Source organism: Sinosporangium siamense, from assembly GCF_016863435.1.
Lineage (GTDB): Bacteria > Actinomycetota > Actinomycetes > Streptosporangiales > Streptosporangiaceae > Sinosporangium > Sinosporangium siamense.
Window position 1 is genome coordinate 47,402 of the sequence record NZ_BOOW01000043.1, and the last position, 21,293, is coordinate 68,694.

Consider the following 21,293-nt stretch of genomic DNA (forward strand, 5'->3'; position numbering starts at 1 on the left):
ATCTCACGCGTCTCTCGGGCGGTTCCGTCACCGAGCACCGGCTTGCGGGGTGCGCGTATCGTCATTGACGACTGCGCTGGCAGGGGTTAAGTTCTCCTCGAAATTAACAGGAAACCTTCCTAATAGTTTGAGCTCCTACCCCCCCATCCCATCCCCCCAAACCGGATGTCGGAGCAATACATGAATCGCAGAACTCTAAGCAAGTTCGTAGCGGCCACGGCGGTGGTGGCCATGCCCCTCACCGCAGCCGCTCTGACCCCGGCAGTCGCCGCCGCCGCGCCCGCCGCCGCTCCCGCGGCCGCGAAGACCGCAGCGGCCCCCGCGTGGGCGCCGAACACGGCGTACGCCAAGGGCGCCATCGTGTCCTACAACGGCGTCGACTACGAGTGCGTTCAGCCCCACACCTCGCTGACCGGCTGGGAGCCCCCGAACGTTCCGGCGCTGTGGAAGCCCTCGACCGGCAACCCGCCCGTGGACCCCGAGGCCCCCTCCAAGCCCGGCAACCTGCGTTCCACCGCGAAGACCGCGACGAGCATCACGCTCGCCTGGAACGCCTCGACCGACAACGTCGGCGTCACGAGCTACGAGGTCCTGCGCGGCGCCAACGTCGTCGGCACGGTCACCACGGGCACGACCTACACCGACGAGAACCTGACCGCGAACACCGAGTACACCTACACCGTCAGGGCCAAGGACCGCGCCGGCAACACCTCTGTCGCCAGCGACCCGGCCACTGTGCGGACGGACACCACCGGCGGCGGCGACCCCGAGGCGCCCTCCAAGCCGGGCAACCTGCGTTCCACCGGTAAGAGCGCGACCACGGTCTCGCTGGACTGGAACGCCTCGACCGACAACGTCGGCGTCACGGGCTACGACGTCCTGCGCGGCACCACAGTCGTCGACACGGTCACCACGGGCACGAGCTTCACCGACCGCGGCCTCACGCCGAACACCGAGTACACCTACACGGTCAAGGCCAAGGACCGCGCCGGCAACGCCTCCGTTCCCAGTGACCCGGTCACCGTGAAGACCGACCCCGGCACGGTCAACCCCGGCGACAAGCTCATGGGCTACTTCGTCCAGTGGGGCGTCTACGCTCGGAACTACCACGTCAAGAACATCGACACGAGTGGTTCCGCGGCCAAGCTGACCCACATCAACTACGCCTTCGCCAAGTCCCAGGGCGGCGTCTGCTCCATCGGCGACAGCTACGCCGACTACGAGAAGGCCTACACCGCGGACCAGAGCGTCGACGGCGTGGCCGACACGTGGGACCAGCCGCTGCGCGGCAACTTCAACCAGCTCCGCAAGCTCAAGGCGAAGCACCCCCACCTGAAGATCCTCTTCTCCGTGGGTGGTTGGACCTGGTCCGACGGCTTCGGGCAGGCTGCGGCCAACCCGGCGGCCTTCGCCGAGTCCTGCTACCGCCTGGTTGAGGACCCCCGCTGGGCCGATGTCTTCGACGGCATCGACATCGACTGGGAATACCCCAACGCCTGTGGTCTCACCTGTGACACCAGCGGCCCGGCGGCCCTGAAGAACGTGGCCCAGGCCCTGCGCCAGCGGTTCGGTCCGAACTACCTGATCACCGCTGCCATCACCGCCGACGGCACCAACGGTGGCAAGATCGACAAGGCTGACTACGCGGGCGCGGCGCAGTACTTCGACTGGTACAACGTCATGACCTACGACTTCTTCGGCGCCTGGGCCGCCCAGGGTCCGACGGCCCCGCACTCGCCGCTGCGCGGCTACCCGGGCATGCCGACCGCGGGCTTCGACAGCGACACCGCCATCCAGAAGCTGAAGAGCAAGGGCATCCCCGCCAACAAGCTGCTCCTCGGCATCGGCTTCTACGGCCGCGGCTGGTCCGGCGTCACCCAGGCCACGCCGGGCGGCACCGCCACCGGTCCGGCTCCGGGCATCGAGCCGGGTAACGAGGACTACAAGGTCCTCAAGCAGCGCTGCCCCTCGACCGGCACCATCGCCGGCACCGCCTACGCCAAGTGCAACGACCAGTGGTGGAGCTACGACACCCCGGCCACCATCAGCGGCAAGATGGGCTACGCCAAGGGCGAGGGCCTCGGCGGCTCCTTCTTCTGGGAGCTGAGTGGTGACACCACCAACGGTGAGCTCATCACCGCGATGAAGAACGGCTAACACCGACGGGTAAAGCGTTCACCCGCTTGACCGCCACATGAGTGGGCCGGTCCCGGATTCCGGGACCGGCCCACTTCCTTTTGCATTTGTCCGTCACATCGGGCCGTACGGCATAAGCCTGCGGAACCGCCCGACGCCCATCTGGCCGGGGCTTCAAACGACCTTGTAGCCGGCTTCCTCAACGGCGGCATGGATGAGGGAGTCCTCGACCGGGCCGTCAGTGGTGACGTCGACACGCCCGGTGGCCAGGTCGATCTTGACGTCGGTGACGCCGGGAACCTCGCTGACCTCCTCCGTGACCGAGCTCACACAATGACCGCACGTCATGCCGGTAACCGTATATGTCGCCACACTCATGGACATCTCCCTGAAATCCGGAACTACCCTCCCAGGGTATCTGCGGAGCCCGCCGTACGCCCCACAACCTCACGAACCGATGTAATGCCCCGCAATCTCAGCCGACGCGACAACTGCCGATGGATGCGGGACGCCCACAGCGGACCGCCGTAGATCATGCCGGTGTAACCCTGCACAAGCGTGGCCCCCGCGAGCAGCCGCTCCCAGACGTCGTCAGCGTTCTCGACCCCGCCCGCCGACACCAGCGTGATGCGGTCGCCCACCCGGGCGCGCAACCGGCGCAGCACCTCAAGCGAGCGCGCCTTGAGCGGACGCCCCGACAGGCCGCCGGTCTCCCTGCTCGACACCCCCGCCCGGCTGATCGTGGTGTTGGTGGCGATGATGCCGTCGAGCCCGAGGTCGAGAGCGAGGTCGGCCACCGCGTCGACGTCCTCGTCGGAGAGGTCCGGCGCGATCTTCACGAGCAGCGGCGTGCGCCGGGGCGTGCCGTCGGCCACCTGCTTGACCGCTACGAGCAGCGGCCGCAGCAACTCGACCGCCTGAAGGTCGCGCAGCCCCGGCGTGTTGGGCGAGCTCACGTTGACCACCAGATAGTCGGCGAGCGGCGCGAGTTCCTTGGCGCTCGTCACATAGTCGTCGACCGCCGCGGACTCGGGCACCACCTTGGTCTTGCCGATGTTGACGCCCACCACCACGGGCACGCCGCGCGGCCGGGACAACCGTCTGGCGGCGGCGTGGGCGCCGCCGTTGTTGAAGCCCATGCGGTTGATGAGGGCCCGCTCGCGCGGCAGCCGGAACAGCCGGGGCCGGGCATTGCCCGGCTGGGCGTGGGCGGTGATCGTGCCCACCTCGACGTGGCCGAAGCCGAAGGCCGCGAGCCCCTCGGCGCAGGCGGCGTCCTTGTCGAACCCGGCGGCGAGGCCCAGCGGACCGGGGAAGTGCACGCCGAAGGCCTCGACGCGCAGCGCCGGGTCGCGGGGCGCGAGGCGGCGGTGGAGCACCTTCTTGACCACCGGCGCTCTGGACAGCAGTGCGAGGGCCCCGACCGTCGCATGGTGCACCTGCTCGGCATCGAGGCGGCTGAGGAGCAGCGAGAACACGAATTTGTACATCGACGCAAAGGCTACCGGAGCCCCTGCCAGGGCCTCCGCTCTCGTACGCGAACGACACCGAACGGCATAGGCCTGTCCGACGGCGAGGCGTCACGGTGACGGACACGAGAGGAGCCCTGCGGTGATCCGCAGGGCTCCTCTGTGATGCCGCTCCGGGGGCTTGGAGAGCAGGCTAGGTCAGATCGCCATGGTCAAGTCACCGCGGTCAGATCGCCGCAGTGCCGACGTTGCGCCGGCGCATCCGGACGAGGCCGTAACCCGCGGCGGCGGCGAGGCCGAGACCCAGGTAGAGGCCGGCTCCGGAGGCGAGCGGGATCACCGGGCTGGCGTCCGGCGGACCACACTGGGCCTGGCTGACGATGATGTCGGTCCCGGGCACGATCGTGGTGATGTGGACGGCGTTGACGGTCAGACTGCCGTTCGCGTTGGGGATCTGCTGGTTGAAGACGACGGTCAGCACCGGAAGGCCCGCTGGAATGTTGAACGTGGTGTTGGCAGCGGGGTTGGACCCGACCGAGATACCCGGGATGTTGACGTTGGCCAGCGTGGTCGAACCCGTGTTGCCGGCGGCGCTGGCGTTGCAGGTTGCCTCGGCCGCGCCGATGGCGAGGGCGATCCCCGCCACGGTGGCGCCGAATCCGGCCGTCTGCGCGGTCGCCGACTCGGTGCCGGCCGCGGGGGTCTGGGTCACCGACACGGTGACGACCCCTGTGGTCACCGGTGGAATGTTGACGCTCGCGACAGACGCGTGGGGATTGTTGACGTTGGCCAGCGGAGTTCCTGGCGACCCTCCGACGGATATGCCATACGCGTGAAGCGTCGTGTTGTTCTTGGCCGCCTCACTGGACGTAACCGCCGTCAACAAACTCAATCCGGTCATCGCGGCGACCGCGAGCCCCCGCTTGATAGACACCGTCAAGCACCCCCTGCTTACTTTCCATCTCAATGACGCCTGGCGCCACACTAAGAAGACCTGACCAGCAGAAACGCCATTCGAGCCGCAGGTTCACTCCATAGGGTGAGTGAATGGAGTTAAACCACCCTGGCCGGAAAACACCGATATTTGCCTTTTAGGCGTGACTAAGGATGGCGTTTAACGGACGCAGCGCGTGTTCCCCACCGCCGCTTCACGCCGATGAGGTGAGTCAAGGGGGGTTAATCACCCCAGGGGGTGAGTGTGTCGCGGAACCTCACGGTTGCGCACGACTACATTGATCATCGAATTGCTCGCCCACGAGCCGGAAAGGGGGGTCATGGCCGAGAACTCACTCGGTTCCGGAACGTCTACCGCTGATGTGCGGAACGCGGAATGCCGGATCGTCATCGTCGACGAGGCCAAGCTGATTCACCTGGCTCTGCGGGTGGTGTTCACCCGCACTCCGAGGTTCTCCCTCGTCGGGTCCGCGTCGGCGGTGCCCGAGGCGCGCAGCATCATCCTGCAACTGAAGCCCGACATCCTGCTGTGCGAGGTCGACATCGCCGGCAACAACGGGCTGGAACTCTGCGACTGGACCCGCTCGGCGAGTCCGCGCACGTCACCCGTCATCCTCACCTCCCGCGACGACCCGCTGCTCGCGCGGTCCGCGCTCGACTCGGGCGCCCTCGGCTATCTGCTCAAGACGTCACCGCCGGAAGACCTCGTCTTCCACCTGCAAAGTGTGCGGGCGGGGCGAAGGGTGCTGGACGACAGGATCGGGCGTTGCCGTACCACCTCCTGGGAGAACCACCAGAACCGCTTCGGGCTCAGCCCCCGCGAGTGTGAGGTGCTGGAGGAGGTCGTGCTGGGGCTGGACAATCGCACCATCGCCGGACGGTTGTGCATCGCCCACGACACCGTGAAGAGCCACATCAAGGCGATCCTCCGCAAAATCGGCGCCCGGGACCGCGCACACGCCATCGCCCTGGTGCTCAGCGCGCGGCCCAGCGAGGTGCCCGGTCCCCGGCGCCCGCAATAACACCTCTCCCCGGGGTTGAGGGGTCCTGTCCCGGCCGGACCCGCCGCAACCCGCGACCCCATATGCGCCGGGGGTGGGAGTGCTCATGCGGAAACAGGTGGTCGCGGTCGTCATCGGCACGCGACCTGAGGCGATCAAACTGGGACCGGTCATCGCCGGCCTGACCGGCAGCGGATGGGCTGAGGCGTTCGTCGTCACCACCGGGCAGCATGGACGGGTCGTGGATGACATGCTCGCGTTGTACGGCACGGCGCCGGCCTGCCGCCTGCCGCTCGACCGGCGTGGCGAGGACCTCGCCCAACTCGCGTCCGCGCTGGTCGCGAGGCTCGGCGACACCTTCGTGCGTGCCGCGCCCGACCTGGTGGTGGTGCAGGGCGACACCACGTCGGCGTTGGCGGGGGCGCTGGTGGGGCACCTGCTACAGGTGCCGGTGGCCCATGTCGAGGCGGGGTTGCGCAGCTACGAGCCGCTGCCGTTCCCCGAAGAGATCAACCGCAGGCTCATCGGCCCGCTCGCGGACCTGCATCTGGCCCCCACGCCCGCCGCCCGCGACAACCTGCGTTCCGAGCGTGTCGCCGGCGCGCGCATCGTGGTGACCGGCAACACGGTGATCGACGCCCTCGCCCACGTGGCGGGGCTCGCGGGCGGCACACCGGGGGAACGCCCGCTGGTGCTGGTCACCGCGCACCGCAGGGAGTCGTGGGGCGAGCCCATGCACCGGATCGCGCGGGTGGTGCGCCACCTCGGGGCGCTCTATCCCACGGTGGACTTCTTTGTCGCGACCCACATGAACCCCGCGGTGCGGTCGGTCTTCGAGACGGAGATCTCCGGGCTGGACAACGTGGTGTGCGCGGGACCGCTGGGTTATCGGGAGTTCGTGGAGAAGCTGATCCACTGCGAACTGGTGATCACCGACTCCGGCGGCGTCCAGGAGGAGGCCGCCTCCCTCGCACTGCCCGCGCTGGTCATGCGGGAGCAGACCGAGCGTATGGAGGGCCTGATGGCCGGGCTGGCGCACCTCGTGGGCACCGACGAGGAGCTGATCGTCAAGACCGCGGCCGGCTTTCTGGACCACGCCGGGCCGCCGCGTCGCCGTACGGCACGGGCCTGCGCATATGGGGACGGAAAAGCGGCCGAGCGCACCGTGCGAGCCTGCGGCTGGCTGCTGGGACTGGACGAGCGGCCGTCCGATTTTTCCTTCTCTCACCCCCTGGGGTGATGTCACGTGCGTCGCCGGACCGGTGGAGAAACGCCGTGTGACGGTGGATGCGAGCTCAATTTGACTATGTGAGGTGCGAATGTACGGCCATGGAGAAGGTGGTGGCATCGCCGCCGGTGCTGCCGGAGCCGCCGGCCTCATCAGCGAGAGGGTGGATAAGAAGGTCGTCGCCGTCACCGATGGAGGGACAAACGTCGGAACCTGGGGTGCCGAACTTCCCTTCACCGGATTTCCGGTGATGTTCAGCATGGCGCTTAGCGTCGCACTCATCCTGGGTGGCCTACTGATCATCCGGAGCGTGAGGCTACGACGGGCCTCCTGAGGAAGGTTCTCTCAGCAAGGCAAGGGGAAGGCCCGGACAGCCGGTCCGGGCCTTCCCCTTGTTGTGCGGCGTATGGTCATCTCTCATGGGCCACGGGCCGCCCCCGGGTGTGCACCTCGCTGTTGCGGCGGGTCTTGGCCCAGCCGTCCCTGCGGCGTATCACGCGGATGAAGGCGCGCCAGGAGGTGATGTAGAAGTTGTAGATATAGAGCGCGTATGCCACGCCGTAGGCCAGGCTGCGCCAGAAGCCGACACCGGGTTCACACTTCCACCAATAGATCGGCCCCCACACGAGGAACGGCAGGATGCCGAAGGACGCGTAGATCGCGAAGAGGATCCAGCCTCCTTCCGCGAGCCACCCGGCCATGCCGACGGGGTCGTTCGCGACTCTGACGCACAACAGCAGCAGCGGAATCGGATAGATCAGGGTGCCGAGGAGCTGCAACCACGGTTGCGCCAGGTAGTAGAGCACCTCAAGCGCCCCGAGGCCGCTGAAGTGCCGCGACCTCCACACGTCCTGGAGATACTTCGCGCACTGCATGGTGCCCTGTCCCCAGCGGGTGCGCTGGGTGATGAGACGGCGCAGGGACCAGAGCCCCTCCTGCTCGACCCAGGTGTCGGGGGTGTACTCGTTGCGTTCGCCCGCCAGCAGCAGTTGGATGCCGAGTTCGAAGTCCTCCAGCAGGGAGCCGCCCCACGGCATGCGCCCCTCGCCGGCGATCTTGTCGAGGGCTGAGAGCCGGGAGAGCTGGCCGTTGCCCCCCATCGCCACCGTGCCGCTCTTGCGGCGGCTGAGCTGGATCGCGGAGATGGCCCCGCGGAACTCCAGGTCCTGCATTTTGATCAGCGTGCGGCCGAAGAGGTTGCGCAGCCGTCCGCCGTTCAGACTGGGACGCCGATCGTGCCGGTTGATCATCCACACGTCGATCTGCACGGCGCCGATGGTCTCGTCGCCGAACAACCGGGGCCCTGCGCAGACGCGCAACATGTTGGCCGCGGGCCGCCCGTCCGCGTCGAGCACGCACACGATGTGCCGGCGGCGGTCCGCATCGGGGCCGAGCCAGTCGTCGAGCATACGGTAGGCGGCGTTCAGCGCCTCACCTTTGCCGACCCTGGCCTCGGGGCGCTTCCGCTGTACCAGATGCACGAAGGAGTCGCGGCCGGCCAGCTCGTCCACGATGCGAGCGGTGCCGTCGTCGGAGTCGTCGTCCACGACCCACAGGTGCGCGGCCGGGAAGGTGGCGCGCAGATAGCGCACCGTGCCGCCGATGACCGCCTCCTCGTCGCGGCAGGGGATGAACAGGTGCCAGTTGTATTGATCGGCGTCGCCCACCGGGTCGGGCTGCTGTTTGAGGTATGGGCGCAGGATGGTCATGACGTAGACCAGGAAGGTGACACTGAGGAACAGCGCGAACGCCTGCGTCAGCCCCAGAATGTAGCCGAGTCCCCCCATCATGGCGCGTTCACCGCCTGACGTTCGGCGGTGCGGGCGTCGTTCCTGCGGATGGCGAGCAGCACGTAGGCGACGAGCGCCGTGCCGATGCCGATCACACTGATCACCGAGCCGACCATGGTGTGGCCCCAGTAGTAGCCGGGGTCGAAGCCGAAGCCCTTGATGAGGAGAACGCAGGTCAGAATGCGCACCTGGTTGGTCGTGGCGAGCAGGAGGATCGCGGCCAGCAGCGCCAGCATCGGCCAGAGCGTTACCTTGCGCCGGAGCCACACCAGCAGGGCGGTCACGATGATCAGCGGCACGACGAGGAACGCCGAGGTGCACTCCGGTGTGATCATCAACCCGCCGGCGTTGGCGGTGCCTTCGTCGTAGGAGACGACGGCGCGGGTCAGGCTGTAGTCGCTCTTGGTGCGCGCGCCGAGGGCGACGACGTGGCTGGCGAGATAGGCCTCCCAGCCGCGCAGGCGGTCGTCCACGCCGAGGGCGAAGCCGAGGAGCGCGGCGAGTACGAGGGTGAGCGTGACGCGGTACGGCAGGCCGCTCCTGGCCGTGCCTGGTGGATCACCATTGCGTGGGGTTGTTCGCAGGGTGCCGCCACCGATCGTCGCATCGCTCCGGGCCTGATTGATCATGCATCCCCCAACACATAAGGCCACCGATGACTACGCAAAGTAGCCGTTCCGAGTGGAGCGGTCAGGGACGGACACGCGCCCCCGACACGGCCTCTCACCCCCTGGAGTGAGGGGCCGCGTGGGCAGGGTGGGGACACGCCGACCGGGGATTAACGTTCGGCCTCGTCGTCTACGAGGAGGGGTCGGCGTGTCACGACACTGGAAGGTCACAGCCGTGCTCGCGGGTGTCGCGTTGACGGGAACCTCATGCACTCCGGCCGGCCGGGCGGTGCCGTACACCGAGCCCTATATCCAGGGGCTTGAGGTGCGGCAGGCCGGTGTGGTGACGAGTGCGGCGCTCGGGATCGGGACATGTCACCGCATGGAGCTGCCGGAGGAGCTCTACAACGGCAGCGACGTCGCGCCACCCGTGCCCTGCACCGAACCCCATCAGACCGAGACCTACATGGTCACGGTGTTCACCGGTGCCTTGGCCGCCCATCGGGAGCGGCCCAACCCCGAGCAGCTCGTCGCGGCGATCGACAAAGCCTGCAGCTATCAGCCGATCCGCCCCTACCTCGGCGCGGGCACGCACGACGGGCAGTGGGGGGTGGCCATCTGGGGAAAGTTCCCGACTCGTGCTGACTGGGCGAAGGGTGACCGTACTCTCCGGTGCGATCTGCTCGGGCCGACCACCGCGGCCGAGAGGGGGCCCGAGTTGCGTGTTCCCCTGCGCAACATCATGAGGCGCCGCGAGTCTGCCGTCGTACGGCGCTGCCGCCTCGGCGCCCGCGACGTCACCTGCGCCGAGCCGCACCACGCGGAGTGGGTGGAACCGCCCGCCCCCTTCGACCCGCGCCCCGACGTGCAGCAGGACATGTGCCGGCAGAACGCCCGCGCCTTCCGGCAGGGGAGCTTGTCGGGACTGACCGTGTCGGCGGAGGCGATGGACGGCTATGTCGCCTGCTGGCTGAGCCACAAGGACGGACGGATGAGCGTCGGCACCCTGCGCGGAGGACTCACGTGATGGCAGCACATTCCCGCCGCGCGTTGTACGGCACAGCCGCGGCGACCGGCGTCGCCTGGATCGGCGTCATGCTGGCCCGCCTGTTCGCGGGCGGTGCGATCGGCCTGGCGGAGCAGGGTGACGGCAAGCGTCTGCTGTGCACGTTCGGGGTGGCCAACGCGCGGCCGTGGAACGCCGACATGTGGCGCCATATCTATACGACGTGGGTGCCGCACACCTGGTACGGCGAGACCTGCGGAGCCGACGGCTCCGGCGAGGTGTACCACTCCACCCAGATCTGGATTCTCTGGCTGGCGAAGCTCATTCACGGCCCGCTCGGCCTGCCTGGCGCGCTCGACACCCGGGCCGTGGGTGTGGTCGGCGCCGTGTTTGTCGGGGTGTTGTGCGGGTTGTTCGTGCTGGTGCTGCCGGGGGCACTCCGGTTGCGGGTCCTCATGTCCAGTGCCTTCGGGCTGGTCTACGCGGATTCGGCGTTCGCCGGATATTTCATCTCGCCGTTCGCGGAGCCTGCGGCGCTGCTCGGGCTCGGCGCGCTGGTGTTCGCACTACTTCTCCTGTGGAGGAAGGGGCGGGCCACCTGGCCCAGGCTTCTGCTGGTGCTCGCGTGCGCTCTATTCACGATCGCGGCCAAGATCCAGCTCGCGTCGTTCGTGATCCCGGTGGCGATCGCGGTGGTGTGGCTGCCGCATCGCGGGTCGGCGCGGTGGTGGCCGCGCCGGGGTGTGGTCGTCAGGGCGGTGACCCGGCGGGCGCCCGCGCTGCTCGTCAGCCTGGCCCTGGCGGGCTCGACCGGCTACTACCTGCTTCAGCAGCCCAAGCGGCAGACGGAGGTGGCGATCTACGACGTGGTGTTCGGCTCGATCCTGCACGACAACCCCTCGGCCGTCGCGGACCTGCGCGATCTCGGCCTCCCCCCGCACCTCGCCAAGGCGGCCGACACCAACATCATCAGTGCGAACTCCATCGCCCGCACTCCGGACTACCCGCACTTCCACAAGGTGGTCACCCCCGCCACGATCGCCTACTTCTACCTCGCCCACCCGGCCCACGCGCTGCGCGTCTTCGGGTGGGGGCTTGAGGGCATCGCGGAGATGGAGACCCACTATCTCGGCTCCTATCCGCCCGACTCCGGTCAGCCGCCCGGTGCGCGGGAGCAGCGTGTCCGGGTCTACGGGTTTCTGTGGGGGGTGTTCAGGTTCGCTCCGGGTCTGCTGGTGGTCCTGTGGGTCCTGCTGTTCTGCCTGGGGCTGCTGGTCGTACGGCGGCGCACGCTCACCATGGCCGAGTCGGCGATCGGGCGGCTGGCGGTGATCACCCCGATCATGATCATCACGCAGATGGGGGTCGTGCTGCTCGGGGAGGGCCGGATCGAGGCCACCCGGCACCAGACCTACGTGACCTTCCTGACGGCGCTCGCCATTCCGCTCGCGGCGCTCTGCGTGAGGTATCTCGTCATCCGGATGCGTCCGGTTTCGCGCCAGGAGCGGGCACCCGGTTTCGACAGGCACCCCACGCTGACGTCGCGTTAAGCCGCCTTAAGAAGGCTTAAGGGTCTCTTGTCTTGACTGGTATAGACCAATTCCTGTTCATTGTTCGACGCACGACGCTCAAGTGCAGATCGGTCCGACCGTCGATCAGTGCGGCCGTACGAACCGCACCAAGGAGTGATCCGAGTGTTGAGGAAACGCATCAAGGCGTCCATGGCCGCTCTGGCGGCGGCCGCCACCGTGGCGGTCGCCGTGCCTCTGACGATCGCCGCGACGGCCTCCGCTGCCGTCGAGTGCGCCCCCGCGTGGAGCGCCTCGGCCGTCTACACCGGCGGGAACGTGGCCTCGCACGGCGGGAAGAACTGGCGCGCCAAGTGGTGGACCCAGAACGAGACGCCCGGCGGCAACTCCGGCGTCTGGGACGACCAGGGAGCCTGTGGCGGCGGCGGGACTCCGACGCCGACTCCGACCCCGAACCCCACCTGTCCTTACGCCCCCGACTGGGCGGCGGGCACGTCCTATGCCGCAGGTGCGGTCGTGACCTACCGCCCCAACGGCAAGCAGTATCGCGCCGTGCACGCGAACCCGGGCTACGACCCGACGATCAGCACCTACTTCTGGCAGCCCTACGTGTGCGACGACAACCCGCAGCCCACGCCCACACCGAGCCCCAGCCCCACCTCGACCAACCCCGGCGACCGCTATGTGATCACCGAGGCGCAGTTCAACCAGATGTTCCCTAACCGGAACACCTTCTACACCTACCGCGGCCTCACCGACGCCCTCAGCGCCTATCCCGCCTTCGCCGGCACCGGCAGCGAGACCGTCAGGAAGCAGGAGTTCGCCGCATTCCTCGCCAACATCAACCACGAGACCGGCGGGCTCGTCCACATCGTGGAGCAGAACACCGCCAACTACCCGCACTACTGCGACCGGACCCAGCCCTACGGCTGCCCCGCCGGCCAGGCCGCGTACTACGGCCGCGGGCCGATCCAGTTGAGCTGGAACTTCAACTACAAGGCCGCCGGTGACGCCCTCGGCATCAACCTGCTCGGCGACCCCTTCCTGGTCGAGCGCGACCCGGCCGTCGCGTGGAAGACCGCCCTTTGGTACTGGAACACCCAGAACGGCCCCGGCACCATGACCGCCCACGCCGCCATGGTCAACGGGCGCGGCTTCGGGGAGACGATCCGCAGCATCAACGGCGCCCTCGAGTGCAACGGGGGCAACCCGGCACAGGTGCAGAGCCGGATCAACTCCTACCAGCGCTTCACATCGCTCATCGGAACGACGCCTGGCAATAACCTCACCTGCTGAGCCATCGTTAATCACACGGGGAAGGGACGGCTTTTGCCGTACCCTTCCCCGCACTACATATTCACTCGAACATTTGATCGGGCGCGGGTAGTACCTTGGGCGGGGACGACATCCGGCTGTCAGGGGTGATGGGCATGGCTCTTCTAGGGCACGAGCGCTATTGCGACGAGGTCGTGGCTCAGGTCGGCATGCTGACCGACCTGCTGGTGGGCGCCGACATGGCGGTCAAGGTGCCGACCTGTCCCGAGTGGACGCTGGACGACCTAGTCCGGCACGTCGGCACCAATCTGCGGGTCATCGAGACCGCCGTCCGCACCGAGACCCCCGTCGTCGACCACCACGAGCCCGGCCCAGGCCGACCGGCCACCTGGCTCGCCGACACCGCCGCGGAGTTCGCCGACACCCTGCGCAAGGCCGGACCCGACGCCGTCGCCCGCGTGTGGGGCCTGGCCGCCCGCACCGACTACCTCGCCCGCCGCGCCACCCACGACCTCGTCGTCCACCGTGCCGACGTCGCGATCACGGTCGGCGCGGACTACGCCGTCTCCCCCGAGGTGGCGGTCGACGCCATCGACGAGCTCCTTGAGATGATCGGCGACCCCGGCGTCGTCTCCGCCAACCCCCGCATGGCCGAGCTCCGCGGCTCCGGCACCACCATCCACCTCCACGGCACCGACGACACGCCGGACCTCGCCCCCGAGTGGCTCATCGAGTTCCACTCCAAGGGCTTCACCTGGCGCCGCGGCCACGCCAAGGCCACCGTCGCCGCCCGCGGCACGGTGCGCGACCTGCTCTTGGTGTTCTACCGCCGCCTTCCCCCAACCGACCGCCGCATCGAGGTCCTGGGGGACGCCTCTTTGCTGGACTTCTGGCTGGACCGGGTGTCCCTGGAGTGACTCGTGGCCTACGCTCCGCACCATGAGGACGATCACAGAGCGTGAGCTGCGCGACATCCTGGCCTCGGTTATGGACGCCGTGGAATCCGGTGAAATCTTCCACATCACGAGAAGGGGCGTCGAAGTCGCCGAGCTTCGGCCTCTGACCCGCAGGCGCGAGTCGACGGCCGAAGAACTCGTCGCCAGGCACCGGCGGCTGCCACACGTCGATTCCCGGCTCATGCGCGAGGAGTCCGACAGGTTGTTCGGTGAACCCGGTGAGCCGGTCTGAGCCGCGGGTTCAGGAGCGGAGGTAGGCGAGGACGGCGAGGACGCGGCGGTGTTGGTCGCTGTCCTCGGCGTGCAGGTTGAGCTTGGCGAAGATGCTGCGGATGTGCTTCTCGACGGCGCCGTCGCTCACGACGAGCCGGCGGCCGATGGCCTGGTTGGACTTGCCCTCGGCCATGAGCCCGAGGACCTCGCGCTCGCGTGGGGTGAGCGTGGCGAGGGGGTCGTTTCGCCGCCGGCGAACCATCAACTGGGACACCACCTGTGGGTCGAAAACGGTGCCGCCCGTCGCGACCCTGCGCAGACCGTCGAGGAACTCGTCGACGTCGACGACCCGGTCCTTGAGGAGGTAGCCCACCGCGCCCCGGGCGTCGGCGAGCAGGTCGTCGGCATAGGAGACCTCGACATATTGCGAGAGGATCAGCACCGGCGCGCCGGGCACGAGGCCTCTGGCCTCGACCGCCCCGCGCAGCCCTTCGTCGGTGAAGGAGGGCGGCATGCGGACATCCACCACTGAGACGTCGGGGCGGTGCTTGACGACCGCCTGGACCAGGCTCTCCCGGTCGCCCACCGCCGCCACGACCTCGTGACCGAACTCTTCCAGCAGGCTGATCAGGCCGGCCCTGATGAGCACTGCGTCATCGGCCACGACTATCCGCACGGCACCTCCGCGACGATCATGGTTGGCCCTCCCGCGGGCGAGCGCACGGCGAACTCGCCGTCGATCGCACGCAGCCGGTCGGCCAGACCGGACAGGCCGTGTCCCTTGGCGACGTGAGCGCCGCCCACACCATCATCGCCGATCGTCAGAAGCAGTCTGTCCCCGGTGCGCACCATGCTCACCATCGCGAGCTCGGCGCGGCTGTGCTTGGCGATGTTGGTGAGCGACTCGGCCACGACGAAGTAGACGGCGTTCTCCACCACGGCTGGGAACCGCTCGACCGTCTGGATGTCGAGGTCGACGGGCACCGTACACCTGCCGGCCAGGGCCGCCAGGGCGGCGCTGAGCCCCCGGTCGGCCAGGATGGGCGGGGCGATGCCGCGGGAGAGGGCGCGCAGCTCGTCCAGCGTCTCGCGGGTGGCGGCGATGGCGTCGCTGAGGGTGTGCTCGGCCGCCGAGGGGTCCTTCTTGAGCTGGCGCTGCACCTTCGACAACTCCATCGCGAGGTGCACCAGGCGCTGCTGGGGACCGTCGTGGATGTCGCGCTCCAGCTTGCGCAGCGCGTTGGCCTCGGCGGAGACCGCGGCGCGGCGGCTCTCGGCCAGGTCGTCGATGCGCTGGTGGAGCTCGGCGTTGCCGGACAGCATGACGCGGCTCAGACCGGCCTGCGTGAGCGCCACTCCGCGAATCACGAAGGGCAGGGTCAAGAGGATCGGCACCAGGATCGCGGTGTGCACGGCCACCGCCAGGGGCACGCTGTCACCCCAGCCGAGCAGCTCCGGAATGCCCTGGTTGCCGGGTATCCCGGCGAGGAACCACCCCAGGAACGGATAAAGGATCGCCGCCACCGACACCGCCCACCAGACGACAGTCAGGACGAAGGCGACGATCGCCAGCGGGAAGTTGAGGAGCACCCACAGCGCGTCCATCCACGACTGGCTGCGCGTCAGCGGGTTGATCATCTGCCGGAACCACCCCGCTCCCCTGGGCGCGGGACGGTATACGGGGCGCGCCACCGGCCGGTCCAGCACCTCAGGCAACCATCTGCGCTCCACGTTGGCGAAGGCGCGGGCGGTCAGCAGCGCGCCCGCCAAGATGGGGAAACCGAGAAACACGACCAATGTCCCCAACCCAGCGGAGACCCCCGCCACAATCAAGACGAAAGCCACGATAGCCAGGGGAAAACGCAGGATCACATAGCGGCTGAGGATCGCGGTGCGGAGGAGGTACGGCTTCATGGTTACAAGGTAGGTAACTCTCACCACCTGCTCGACCCTGCCGGCAGGCGTGCAGGGGTAGGGCTGGCGCTACCCCTACGGGTGGTGCCATCTCACCTCAAAGAGGCGGGCACGCGTCACTGTGTCAACCCGTGATCCACTGACAGCCTCAATGTATGCCTTCCCCCCTTCTCGAAGCCCCGGCGCGGCCCGGCCTCCCCAGCGGCACCCCGCTGCGGCCTGCCGAGAAGGCCGGCGCCCGCAGGTCCGCGGCGATCCGCGACCCGTTCATCGACATCCTGCGTGTCTTCGGCATGGCGCTCGTGGTCCTCCAACACTGGACCATGCCCATGCTCGCCTTCGACGGCGAGCGCATCACCACCGGCAACGCGCTCTCCTCCCCCGGCATGTTCGTCGTCACCTGGATCAGCCAGGTCATGCCGCTGGTCTTCTTCGCCGGCGGCGCCGCCAACGGCATCGCCTGGCGGCGCGCCACCATCAAGGGCGAGGCCGCCCCGTCCTGGCTCGCCGTGCGCCTGCGCCGCCTCAGCTGGCCCCTGCTTCCTCTCGCCGCCGTCTGGCTGCCCCTCCCGCACCTGCTCCACGCCCTCGGCGTGCCCGGTCACCCCGTCGACACCGCGGCCCGCCTCGCCGGGCAACTCCTGTGGTTCCTCGCGGTCTACCTCATCGCCGTCACGGTGACCCCGCTCATGCTCAAAGCCGACATGCTGTACGGCTGGCGCGTCATCGTGGCCCTCGTCGCGGGAGCCGTGGCCGGCGACCTCCTCCGCTTCGGCACCGGCATCGACGCTCTCGGTTACGCCAACGTCATCTTCGTCTGGCTCGCCGTGCACCAGCTCGGCCTGCGCTACTCCGAGGGGCGCCTCCCCCGCACCGGCCCCTGGCCGTGGATCATGACCCTCGCCGGCTTCGGCACCGCCGCCGCCCTCGTGGCCTTGGGCCCCTATCCCGGCAGCATGATCGGCATGCCCGGCGCCGCCGTCTCCAACATGGCTCCGCCCACCCTCGCCCTCCTCGCCGTCTGCTTCGGCCAGATCGGCCTCGCCCTGCTGCTGCGCACCCGGATCAACCGCCTGGCCGCCCGCCCCCGGGTCGCCGCCGTCGCCGCCTGGGCCGCGCCGCGCATGATGACCGTCTACCTCTGGCACATGACCGCCCTGGCCGTCGTGACCGGCGTCGTGATCGTCGGCGTCGGCTTCTCCACCCCCACCCCGTGGACCTTCCCGTGGTTCGCCGGCTGGCCGCTGTGGCTCGCGCTGCTCGCGGGAGCTCTCTGGCCGCTGCTGCGCTGCTTCGCGAAGTTCGAGAAGCCGGCGGCTCTGCCGTACGGCACGCCCGGGGTGCTGGGCATCGGCGTGGCGCTCGGGCTGACGGGCGCGGGCATCCTCACCCTGATGATCAGCGGCTTCGTGCCCGGCCCGGCTCCGCTGCTCGGCACCCTGGCACTCGTCGCCGGGATCGTCCTCACACTCCCCCGGGCTCGTTGACCCGGCCGCCGGACTTAGGGGCTCGTCGACCCGGCCGCCGGACTTAGGGGCTCGTCGACCCGGCCGCCGGGCTTAGGGGCTCGTTGATCCGGCCGCCGGGCTTAGGGGGAGTCCGGCGGTGTGCCGCGTAGCAGGTCGTATTCCTCGTTCAGGGCGTCGAGGAAGGCGGCGACGGTGCGGAGTTCCTCGGGGCTGAAGCGTTGCAGCACGTTGTTTGTGCTTTGCCCAAGAGGGCGGAAGAAGGCCGCGGCGACGCTTTTCGCCGCGTCGAGGTAATGCAGGTGGACCACACGCCGGTCGTGCGCGTCGCGCACCCGGCGGATGTGCCCGGCACGCTCCAGCCTGTCGAGGCACGCCGTCACCGCACCCGAGGTGAGGTTCAGCTCCTCGCGCAGCCGGCCCGGAGTGATCGGCGAGGGAGCGTCAAAGATCGCCACGAGGGCCTGGAGGTCGGTGCTGTTAAGCCCCTGCTCACCGGCGAACACGTGAGCGATGCGATTGCTCTCCGCGGTCAACCGGCGTAGCCGCACCGCGAACGACCTCAGGTCGATGCCCTCTTCAGCCGCGCCGTCCACATCGCCATTGTAGATTAACTCAAAAATCAAGTATCTTGATCCTTGAGTTATTCGAGGAGGCGATCTCGTGACGTGGCGACCCATCCGCATGCTCGTTCCGCTGCTGCTTGTAGTGGTCTGGCTGGCCGTCGGCGGAGGGTTCGGGTCATACGCCGGCAAGCTCACCGAGGTGTCCACCAACGACCAGGCCGCCTTCCTGCCGGAGAGCGCGGAGTCCACCCGCGTGCTTGACGTGCAGGAGAAGTTCCGCCAAGGTGCGACGCAGCCGCTCATCGTGGTGTGGACCGCGGACGGCGGGACAATCACCCCCGAGCAGACCGCCGCGGCGACTCAGATGCTCAACTCGCTGCGTGGCACCGCGGGCGTCGTCGGCTCCCCCACACCCGCCTTCGGCTCGGACGACGGCCTGGCCCTGCGAGGTGTGATCCAGCTCGACCCGGACATCCCGCCCAGGGAGCTCCTCGACCGCATCCGCCCGGCGGTGGCGGTCGACGGACTGAGAGCAGAGCTCGCGGGACCTGCGGCCACCCGGGCCGACCTGTCCGCCGCCTTCGCCGGGATCGACGGCCTGCTGCTCGGCGTGGCGCTGATCACCGTGTTGATCATTCTGCTCGCGGTGTATCGCAGTGTGCTGCTGCCGCTCATCATCATCGTCGGCTCCGTCTTCGCGCTGACCCTGGCCTCCGCGGTGGTCTACTTCCTAGCCGACCGCGGCGTCGTCAAGGTCGACGGGCAGGTGCAGGGAATCCTGTTCATCCTGGTCATCGGCGCGGCCACCGACTACGCGCTGCTGCTGACCGCCCGCTTCCGTGAGGAGCTGGCCGCGACCGGCGACCGCTTCGCGGCCGGCCGCATCGCGGTGCGGCGCTCGTTCGAGCCGATCGTCGCCAGCGCCGCCACCGTGGCCCTGGGGCTGCTCGCGCTGCTGCTCAGCAACCTGACCAACAACCGCGCACTCGGTCCCGTGGGCGCCATCGGCATCGTGTGCGCCGCGCTCAGCGCACTCACCTTCCTGCCCGCCGTCCTCGTCCTGCTCGGCCGCACGGCCCTGTGGCCGGCGAAGCCGCGCCCGGCCGACGCCGCCACCCGCGGTATCTGGAGCCGCGTGGCCGCCGCGGTCGACCGCCGCCCGCGCCGGCTCTGGATCCTGACCACCCTGCCCCTCATCGCCCTCGCCCTCTTCACTCCGCAGCTCAACGCCAGGGGTGTGCCGCTGGACGAGACCTTCGTGAACGACGCTCCCTCGGTGGCGGCGCAGGCCACGCTGAGCAAGCATTTCCCCGGAGGTTCTGGACAACCCGCCGTCGTCGTGGCCCCCGCCGAGCGCGCCGACGCCGTCGTGGCGGCAGCCCGCGGCGTCAAGGGTGTGCCCGACGCCGCCGTGGTAACGCAAACCGGGCGCCCCGCCGACAGCCCCAAGGTCGTCGACGGACTGGTGCTGGTGGAGGCCACCTTGAGCGACGCGCCGGACAGCGACGCCGCCCAGGACACCGTCCAGCGCCTCCGCGCCGCGCTTGCCTTCGATAGGGGGGTTCTGGTCGGCGGGTATACCGCTCAGAGATATGACACCACGGAGACTGCGGAGAACGACACGTTGCTGATCGTTCCGGTGGTTCTGGCGATCATTCTGCTTATTCTGATCGTCCTGCTGCGCTCGCTGATGGCCCCCGTGCTCCTGGTGGTCACCGTGGCACTGAACTTCCTGGCCACCCTTGGCCTTTCCACCCTGGTCTTCACGCACATATTCGGTTTCACCGGCGTGGACGCCTCCGTGCCGTTGTATGGGTTCGTCTTTCTTGTGGCGTTGGGGGTGGATTACAACATCTTCCTCATGTCCAGGGTGCGGGAGGAGACCGTCCGGCATGGGGTGCGGGAGGGGATATTGCGCGGGCTTGTCACGACCGGTGGTGTGATCACTTCGGCGGGTGTTGTGCTGGCAGCGACCTTCGCCGCGTTGGTGGTCATCCCGCTGGCCTTTCTTGTGCAGACGGCTTTCATCGTGGCGCTGGGTGTTCTGCTCGACACGTTGGTGGTGCGGTCCTTGCTGGTCCCGGCCCTGGTGCGTGACCTCGGCCCACGTGCTTGGTGGCCGAGCCGCCTGGGTAGGGGCACACCTCCGTCACAACCACGGGAGGATACGGCTCACGCCTCCATCACCGGCGACCGTTGAGCCGGCCACGGTTTGCATGGGCATGGTTTGCATGGGCACGTGACCGTGGCGACACCGGCCATGATCGCGTGGTGGCGGTTTCGCCGGCTTATGCCGTACGGCACAGCCATGCGGTGAAGTCGTCTGCTAGCCGTGGACGGCGCGCAAGGCTCCTGGGCGGCGGTTGTTGAGGCGGTCCAGGGCGGCGGAGGTGTCGTCGTCGGCGGGGAGGTAGATGATCAGGCGCTGTCCCTCGGTGTAGAGGGTCTCGTAGGTCAGCCGTAGCTCGCCCACCTCGGGATGGGTGAAGCGCTCGACACCCACGGCGGGCGGGGTGGACGGCGCGGCGTTCATCCGCTCCGAGAAGGAGGCACCGCCGACGACGGTCAACTCCTCGACAAGGTGGATCAGCTCGGGGTCCTCGCGGGAGGATTCGGCCCTGAGCGCGGCCACCCTCTCGTCGGCGACGCGGTCCCAGTCGGGGTAGGTGGTCCGGGCGCGTTCGTCGGTGAACATATAGGCCACACGGTTCGGCGGCTCGCCGTCGAGCAGGCCGGCGGGTCTGGCGAGGCGGTCATATCCCGACGTGTGGGCGACCGTCTCGTCGATCCGGTTGAGCAGTACGGCAGGGGCGGGTTCCAGCTGGTCCAGCAGCGCCCGCATGGTGGCACGCACCTCCCGATCGGGCGGCAACATGCCCGCGCACAGGGTGTCGCCCCCGGAGGCCGCCTTCGCCAGGTTGCGCAGCCGGATCCGCTCCCCCGTCGACAACCCCAGCGCGTCGGCGATCGCGGCGAGGACCTGCGACGACGGATTCCGGTCGCGCCCCTGCTCCAGACGGGTGAGGTATTCGACGCTTACCCCGGAGACGGCGGCGAGCTCGGCCCGCCGCAGGCCCGGCGTGCGGCGGCGACTGCCTGCGGGGAGCCCCACCTGAGCGGGCGTGACGGCTTCGCGGCAGGTGCGGAGGAACGTCCCCAACTCGATGTCGCTCACAGGCCGA

Annotated in this window: 20 protein-coding genes; 11 read left to right on the top strand and 9 right to left on the bottom strand. The window is 68.7% G+C overall.

Annotation, left to right across the window (positions count from 1 at the left end):
* The first annotated feature begins 180 nt into the window (after window positions 1–180).
* Window positions 181–2,157, top strand: a complete 1,977-nt coding sequence (locus tag Ssi02_RS31805) for a glycosyl hydrolase family 18 protein (RefSeq protein WP_204031274.1) — start codon at window positions 181–183, stop codon at window positions 2,155–2,157.
* 153 nt (window positions 2,158–2,310) lie between these two features.
* Here the strand turns inward: Ssi02_RS31805 and Ssi02_RS31810 are convergent, their stop codons facing one another.
* From Ssi02_RS31810 to Ssi02_RS31820, 3 genes are all read right to left on the bottom strand, one after another.
* Window positions 2,311–2,514 (bottom strand): heavy-metal-associated domain-containing protein, encoded by a 204-nt coding sequence (locus tag Ssi02_RS31810; RefSeq protein ID WP_204031275.1) that lies wholly within the window; start codon window positions 2,512–2,514, stop codon window positions 2,311–2,313.
* Between the two features lie 23 nt (window positions 2,515–2,537).
* A complete protein-coding gene (locus tag Ssi02_RS31815; protein WP_204031276.1) occupies window positions 2,538–3,626 on the bottom strand; it encodes a quinone-dependent dihydroorotate dehydrogenase in 1,089 nt (362 codons plus the stop codon).
* A 205-nt stretch (window positions 3,627–3,831) separates the two neighbouring features.
* Window positions 3,832–4,539: a choice-of-anchor protein CoaP gene (locus Ssi02_RS31820; RefSeq protein ID WP_204031277.1), complete on the bottom strand. Its 708-nt coding sequence runs from the start codon at window positions 4,537–4,539 to the stop codon at window positions 3,832–3,834.
* A gap of 340 nt (window positions 4,540–4,879) precedes the next feature.
* Here Ssi02_RS31820 and Ssi02_RS31825 point away from each other — a divergent pair, with 340 nt between their 5' ends.
* From Ssi02_RS31825 to Ssi02_RS31835, 3 genes are all read left to right on the top strand, one after another.
* On the top strand, window positions 4,880–5,581 hold the full coding sequence (locus Ssi02_RS31825) for a LuxR C-terminal-related transcriptional regulator (protein WP_204031278.1): 702 nt from the start codon (window positions 4,880–4,882) through the stop codon (window positions 5,579–5,581).
* A gap of 85 nt (window positions 5,582–5,666) precedes the next feature.
* Window positions 5,667–6,800 (top strand): non-hydrolyzing UDP-N-acetylglucosamine 2-epimerase, encoded by a 1,134-nt coding sequence (gene wecB, locus Ssi02_RS31830; RefSeq protein ID WP_204031279.1) that lies wholly within the window; start codon window positions 5,667–5,669, stop codon window positions 6,798–6,800.
* 79 nt (window positions 6,801–6,879) lie between these two features.
* On the top strand, window positions 6,880–7,122 hold the full coding sequence (locus Ssi02_RS31835) for a hypothetical protein (protein ID WP_204031280.1): 243 nt from the start codon (window positions 6,880–6,882) through the stop codon (window positions 7,120–7,122).
* Between the two features lie 76 nt (window positions 7,123–7,198).
* Here the strand turns inward: Ssi02_RS31835 and Ssi02_RS31840 are convergent, their stop codons facing one another.
* A complete protein-coding gene (locus Ssi02_RS31840; protein ID WP_239130162.1) occupies window positions 7,199–8,578 on the bottom strand; it encodes an XrtP-associated glycosyltransferase in 1,380 nt (459 codons plus the stop codon).
* Window positions 8,575–9,207: a hypothetical protein gene (locus Ssi02_RS31845; RefSeq protein WP_204031281.1), complete on the bottom strand. Its 633-nt coding sequence runs from the start codon at window positions 9,205–9,207 to the stop codon at window positions 8,575–8,577. The genes Ssi02_RS31840 and Ssi02_RS31845 overlap by 4 nt, the downstream gene beginning before the upstream one ends.
* Window positions 9,208–9,394: 187 nt before the next feature.
* Here Ssi02_RS31845 and Ssi02_RS31850 point away from each other — a divergent pair, with 187 nt between their 5' ends.
* The 5 genes from Ssi02_RS31850 (at window position 9,395) to Ssi02_RS31870 (ending at window position 14,184) form a co-directional block, all read left to right on the top strand.
* Window positions 9,395–10,213, top strand: a complete 819-nt coding sequence (locus tag Ssi02_RS31850) for a septum formation family protein (protein ID WP_204031282.1) — start codon at window positions 9,395–9,397, stop codon at window positions 10,211–10,213.
* Window positions 10,213–11,742 carry a glycan biosynthesis hexose transferase WsfD gene (wsfD, locus tag Ssi02_RS31855; RefSeq protein WP_204031283.1) on the top strand — a complete coding sequence of 510 codons (1,530 nt, stop codon included), beginning with the start codon at window positions 10,213–10,215 and terminating at the stop codon, window positions 11,740–11,742. Before Ssi02_RS31850 ends, wsfD begins: the two co-directional genes overlap by 1 nt.
* A gap of 144 nt (window positions 11,743–11,886) precedes the next feature.
* Window positions 11,887–13,017 (top strand): glycoside hydrolase family 19 protein, encoded by a 1,131-nt coding sequence (locus tag Ssi02_RS31860; protein WP_239130164.1) that lies wholly within the window; start codon window positions 11,887–11,889, stop codon window positions 13,015–13,017.
* Between the two features lie 134 nt (window positions 13,018–13,151).
* Window positions 13,152–13,913 (top strand): maleylpyruvate isomerase family mycothiol-dependent enzyme, encoded by a 762-nt coding sequence (locus Ssi02_RS31865; RefSeq protein WP_204031284.1) that lies wholly within the window; start codon window positions 13,152–13,154, stop codon window positions 13,911–13,913.
* Window positions 13,914–13,935: 22 nt separating this feature from the next.
* The gene (locus tag Ssi02_RS31870) at window positions 13,936–14,184 is read left to right on the top strand and encodes a type II toxin-antitoxin system Phd/YefM family antitoxin (RefSeq protein WP_204031285.1); all 249 of its coding nucleotides are present in this window, start codon (window positions 13,936–13,938) and stop codon (window positions 14,182–14,184) included.
* A gap of 9 nt (window positions 14,185–14,193) precedes the next feature.
* Here the strand turns inward: Ssi02_RS31870 and Ssi02_RS31875 are convergent, their stop codons facing one another.
* Both Ssi02_RS31875 and Ssi02_RS31880 read right to left on the bottom strand, forming a co-directional pair.
* Window positions 14,194–14,841 (bottom strand): LuxR C-terminal-related transcriptional regulator, encoded by a 648-nt coding sequence (locus Ssi02_RS31875; protein WP_204031286.1) that lies wholly within the window; start codon window positions 14,839–14,841, stop codon window positions 14,194–14,196.
* A complete protein-coding gene (locus Ssi02_RS31880) occupies window positions 14,832–16,103 on the bottom strand; it encodes a sensor histidine kinase (protein ID WP_239130166.1) in 1,272 nt (423 codons plus the stop codon). The genes Ssi02_RS31875 and Ssi02_RS31880 overlap by 10 nt, the downstream gene beginning before the upstream one ends.
* Window positions 16,104–16,234: 131 nt before the next feature.
* On the opposite strand from Ssi02_RS31880, the gene Ssi02_RS31885 reads away from it, so the two are divergent.
* Window positions 16,235–17,566 (top strand): acyltransferase family protein, encoded by a 1,332-nt coding sequence (locus Ssi02_RS31885; protein WP_204031287.1) that lies wholly within the window; start codon window positions 16,235–16,237, stop codon window positions 17,564–17,566.
* A 101-nt stretch (window positions 17,567–17,667) separates the two neighbouring features.
* Here the strand turns inward: Ssi02_RS31885 and Ssi02_RS31890 are convergent, their stop codons facing one another.
* Window positions 17,668–18,171, bottom strand: a complete 504-nt coding sequence (locus Ssi02_RS31890) for a MarR family winged helix-turn-helix transcriptional regulator (RefSeq protein WP_239130169.1) — start codon at window positions 18,169–18,171, stop codon at window positions 17,668–17,670.
* Window positions 18,172–18,208: 37 nt separating this feature from the next.
* Here Ssi02_RS31890 and Ssi02_RS31895 point away from each other — a divergent pair, with 37 nt between their 5' ends.
* Window positions 18,209–20,311 carry an MMPL family transporter gene (locus tag Ssi02_RS31895; RefSeq protein ID WP_307825837.1) on the top strand — a complete coding sequence of 701 codons (2,103 nt, stop codon included), beginning with the start codon at window positions 18,209–18,211 and terminating at the stop codon, window positions 20,309–20,311.
* Between the two features lie 126 nt (window positions 20,312–20,437).
* Here the strand turns inward: Ssi02_RS31895 and Ssi02_RS31900 are convergent, their stop codons facing one another.
* Window positions 20,438–21,286, bottom strand: coding sequence for a helix-turn-helix domain-containing protein (locus Ssi02_RS31900; protein WP_204031288.1), 849 nt, complete (start codon window positions 21,284–21,286; stop codon window positions 20,438–20,440).
* Between the last annotated feature and the right edge of the window lie 7 nt (window positions 21,287–21,293).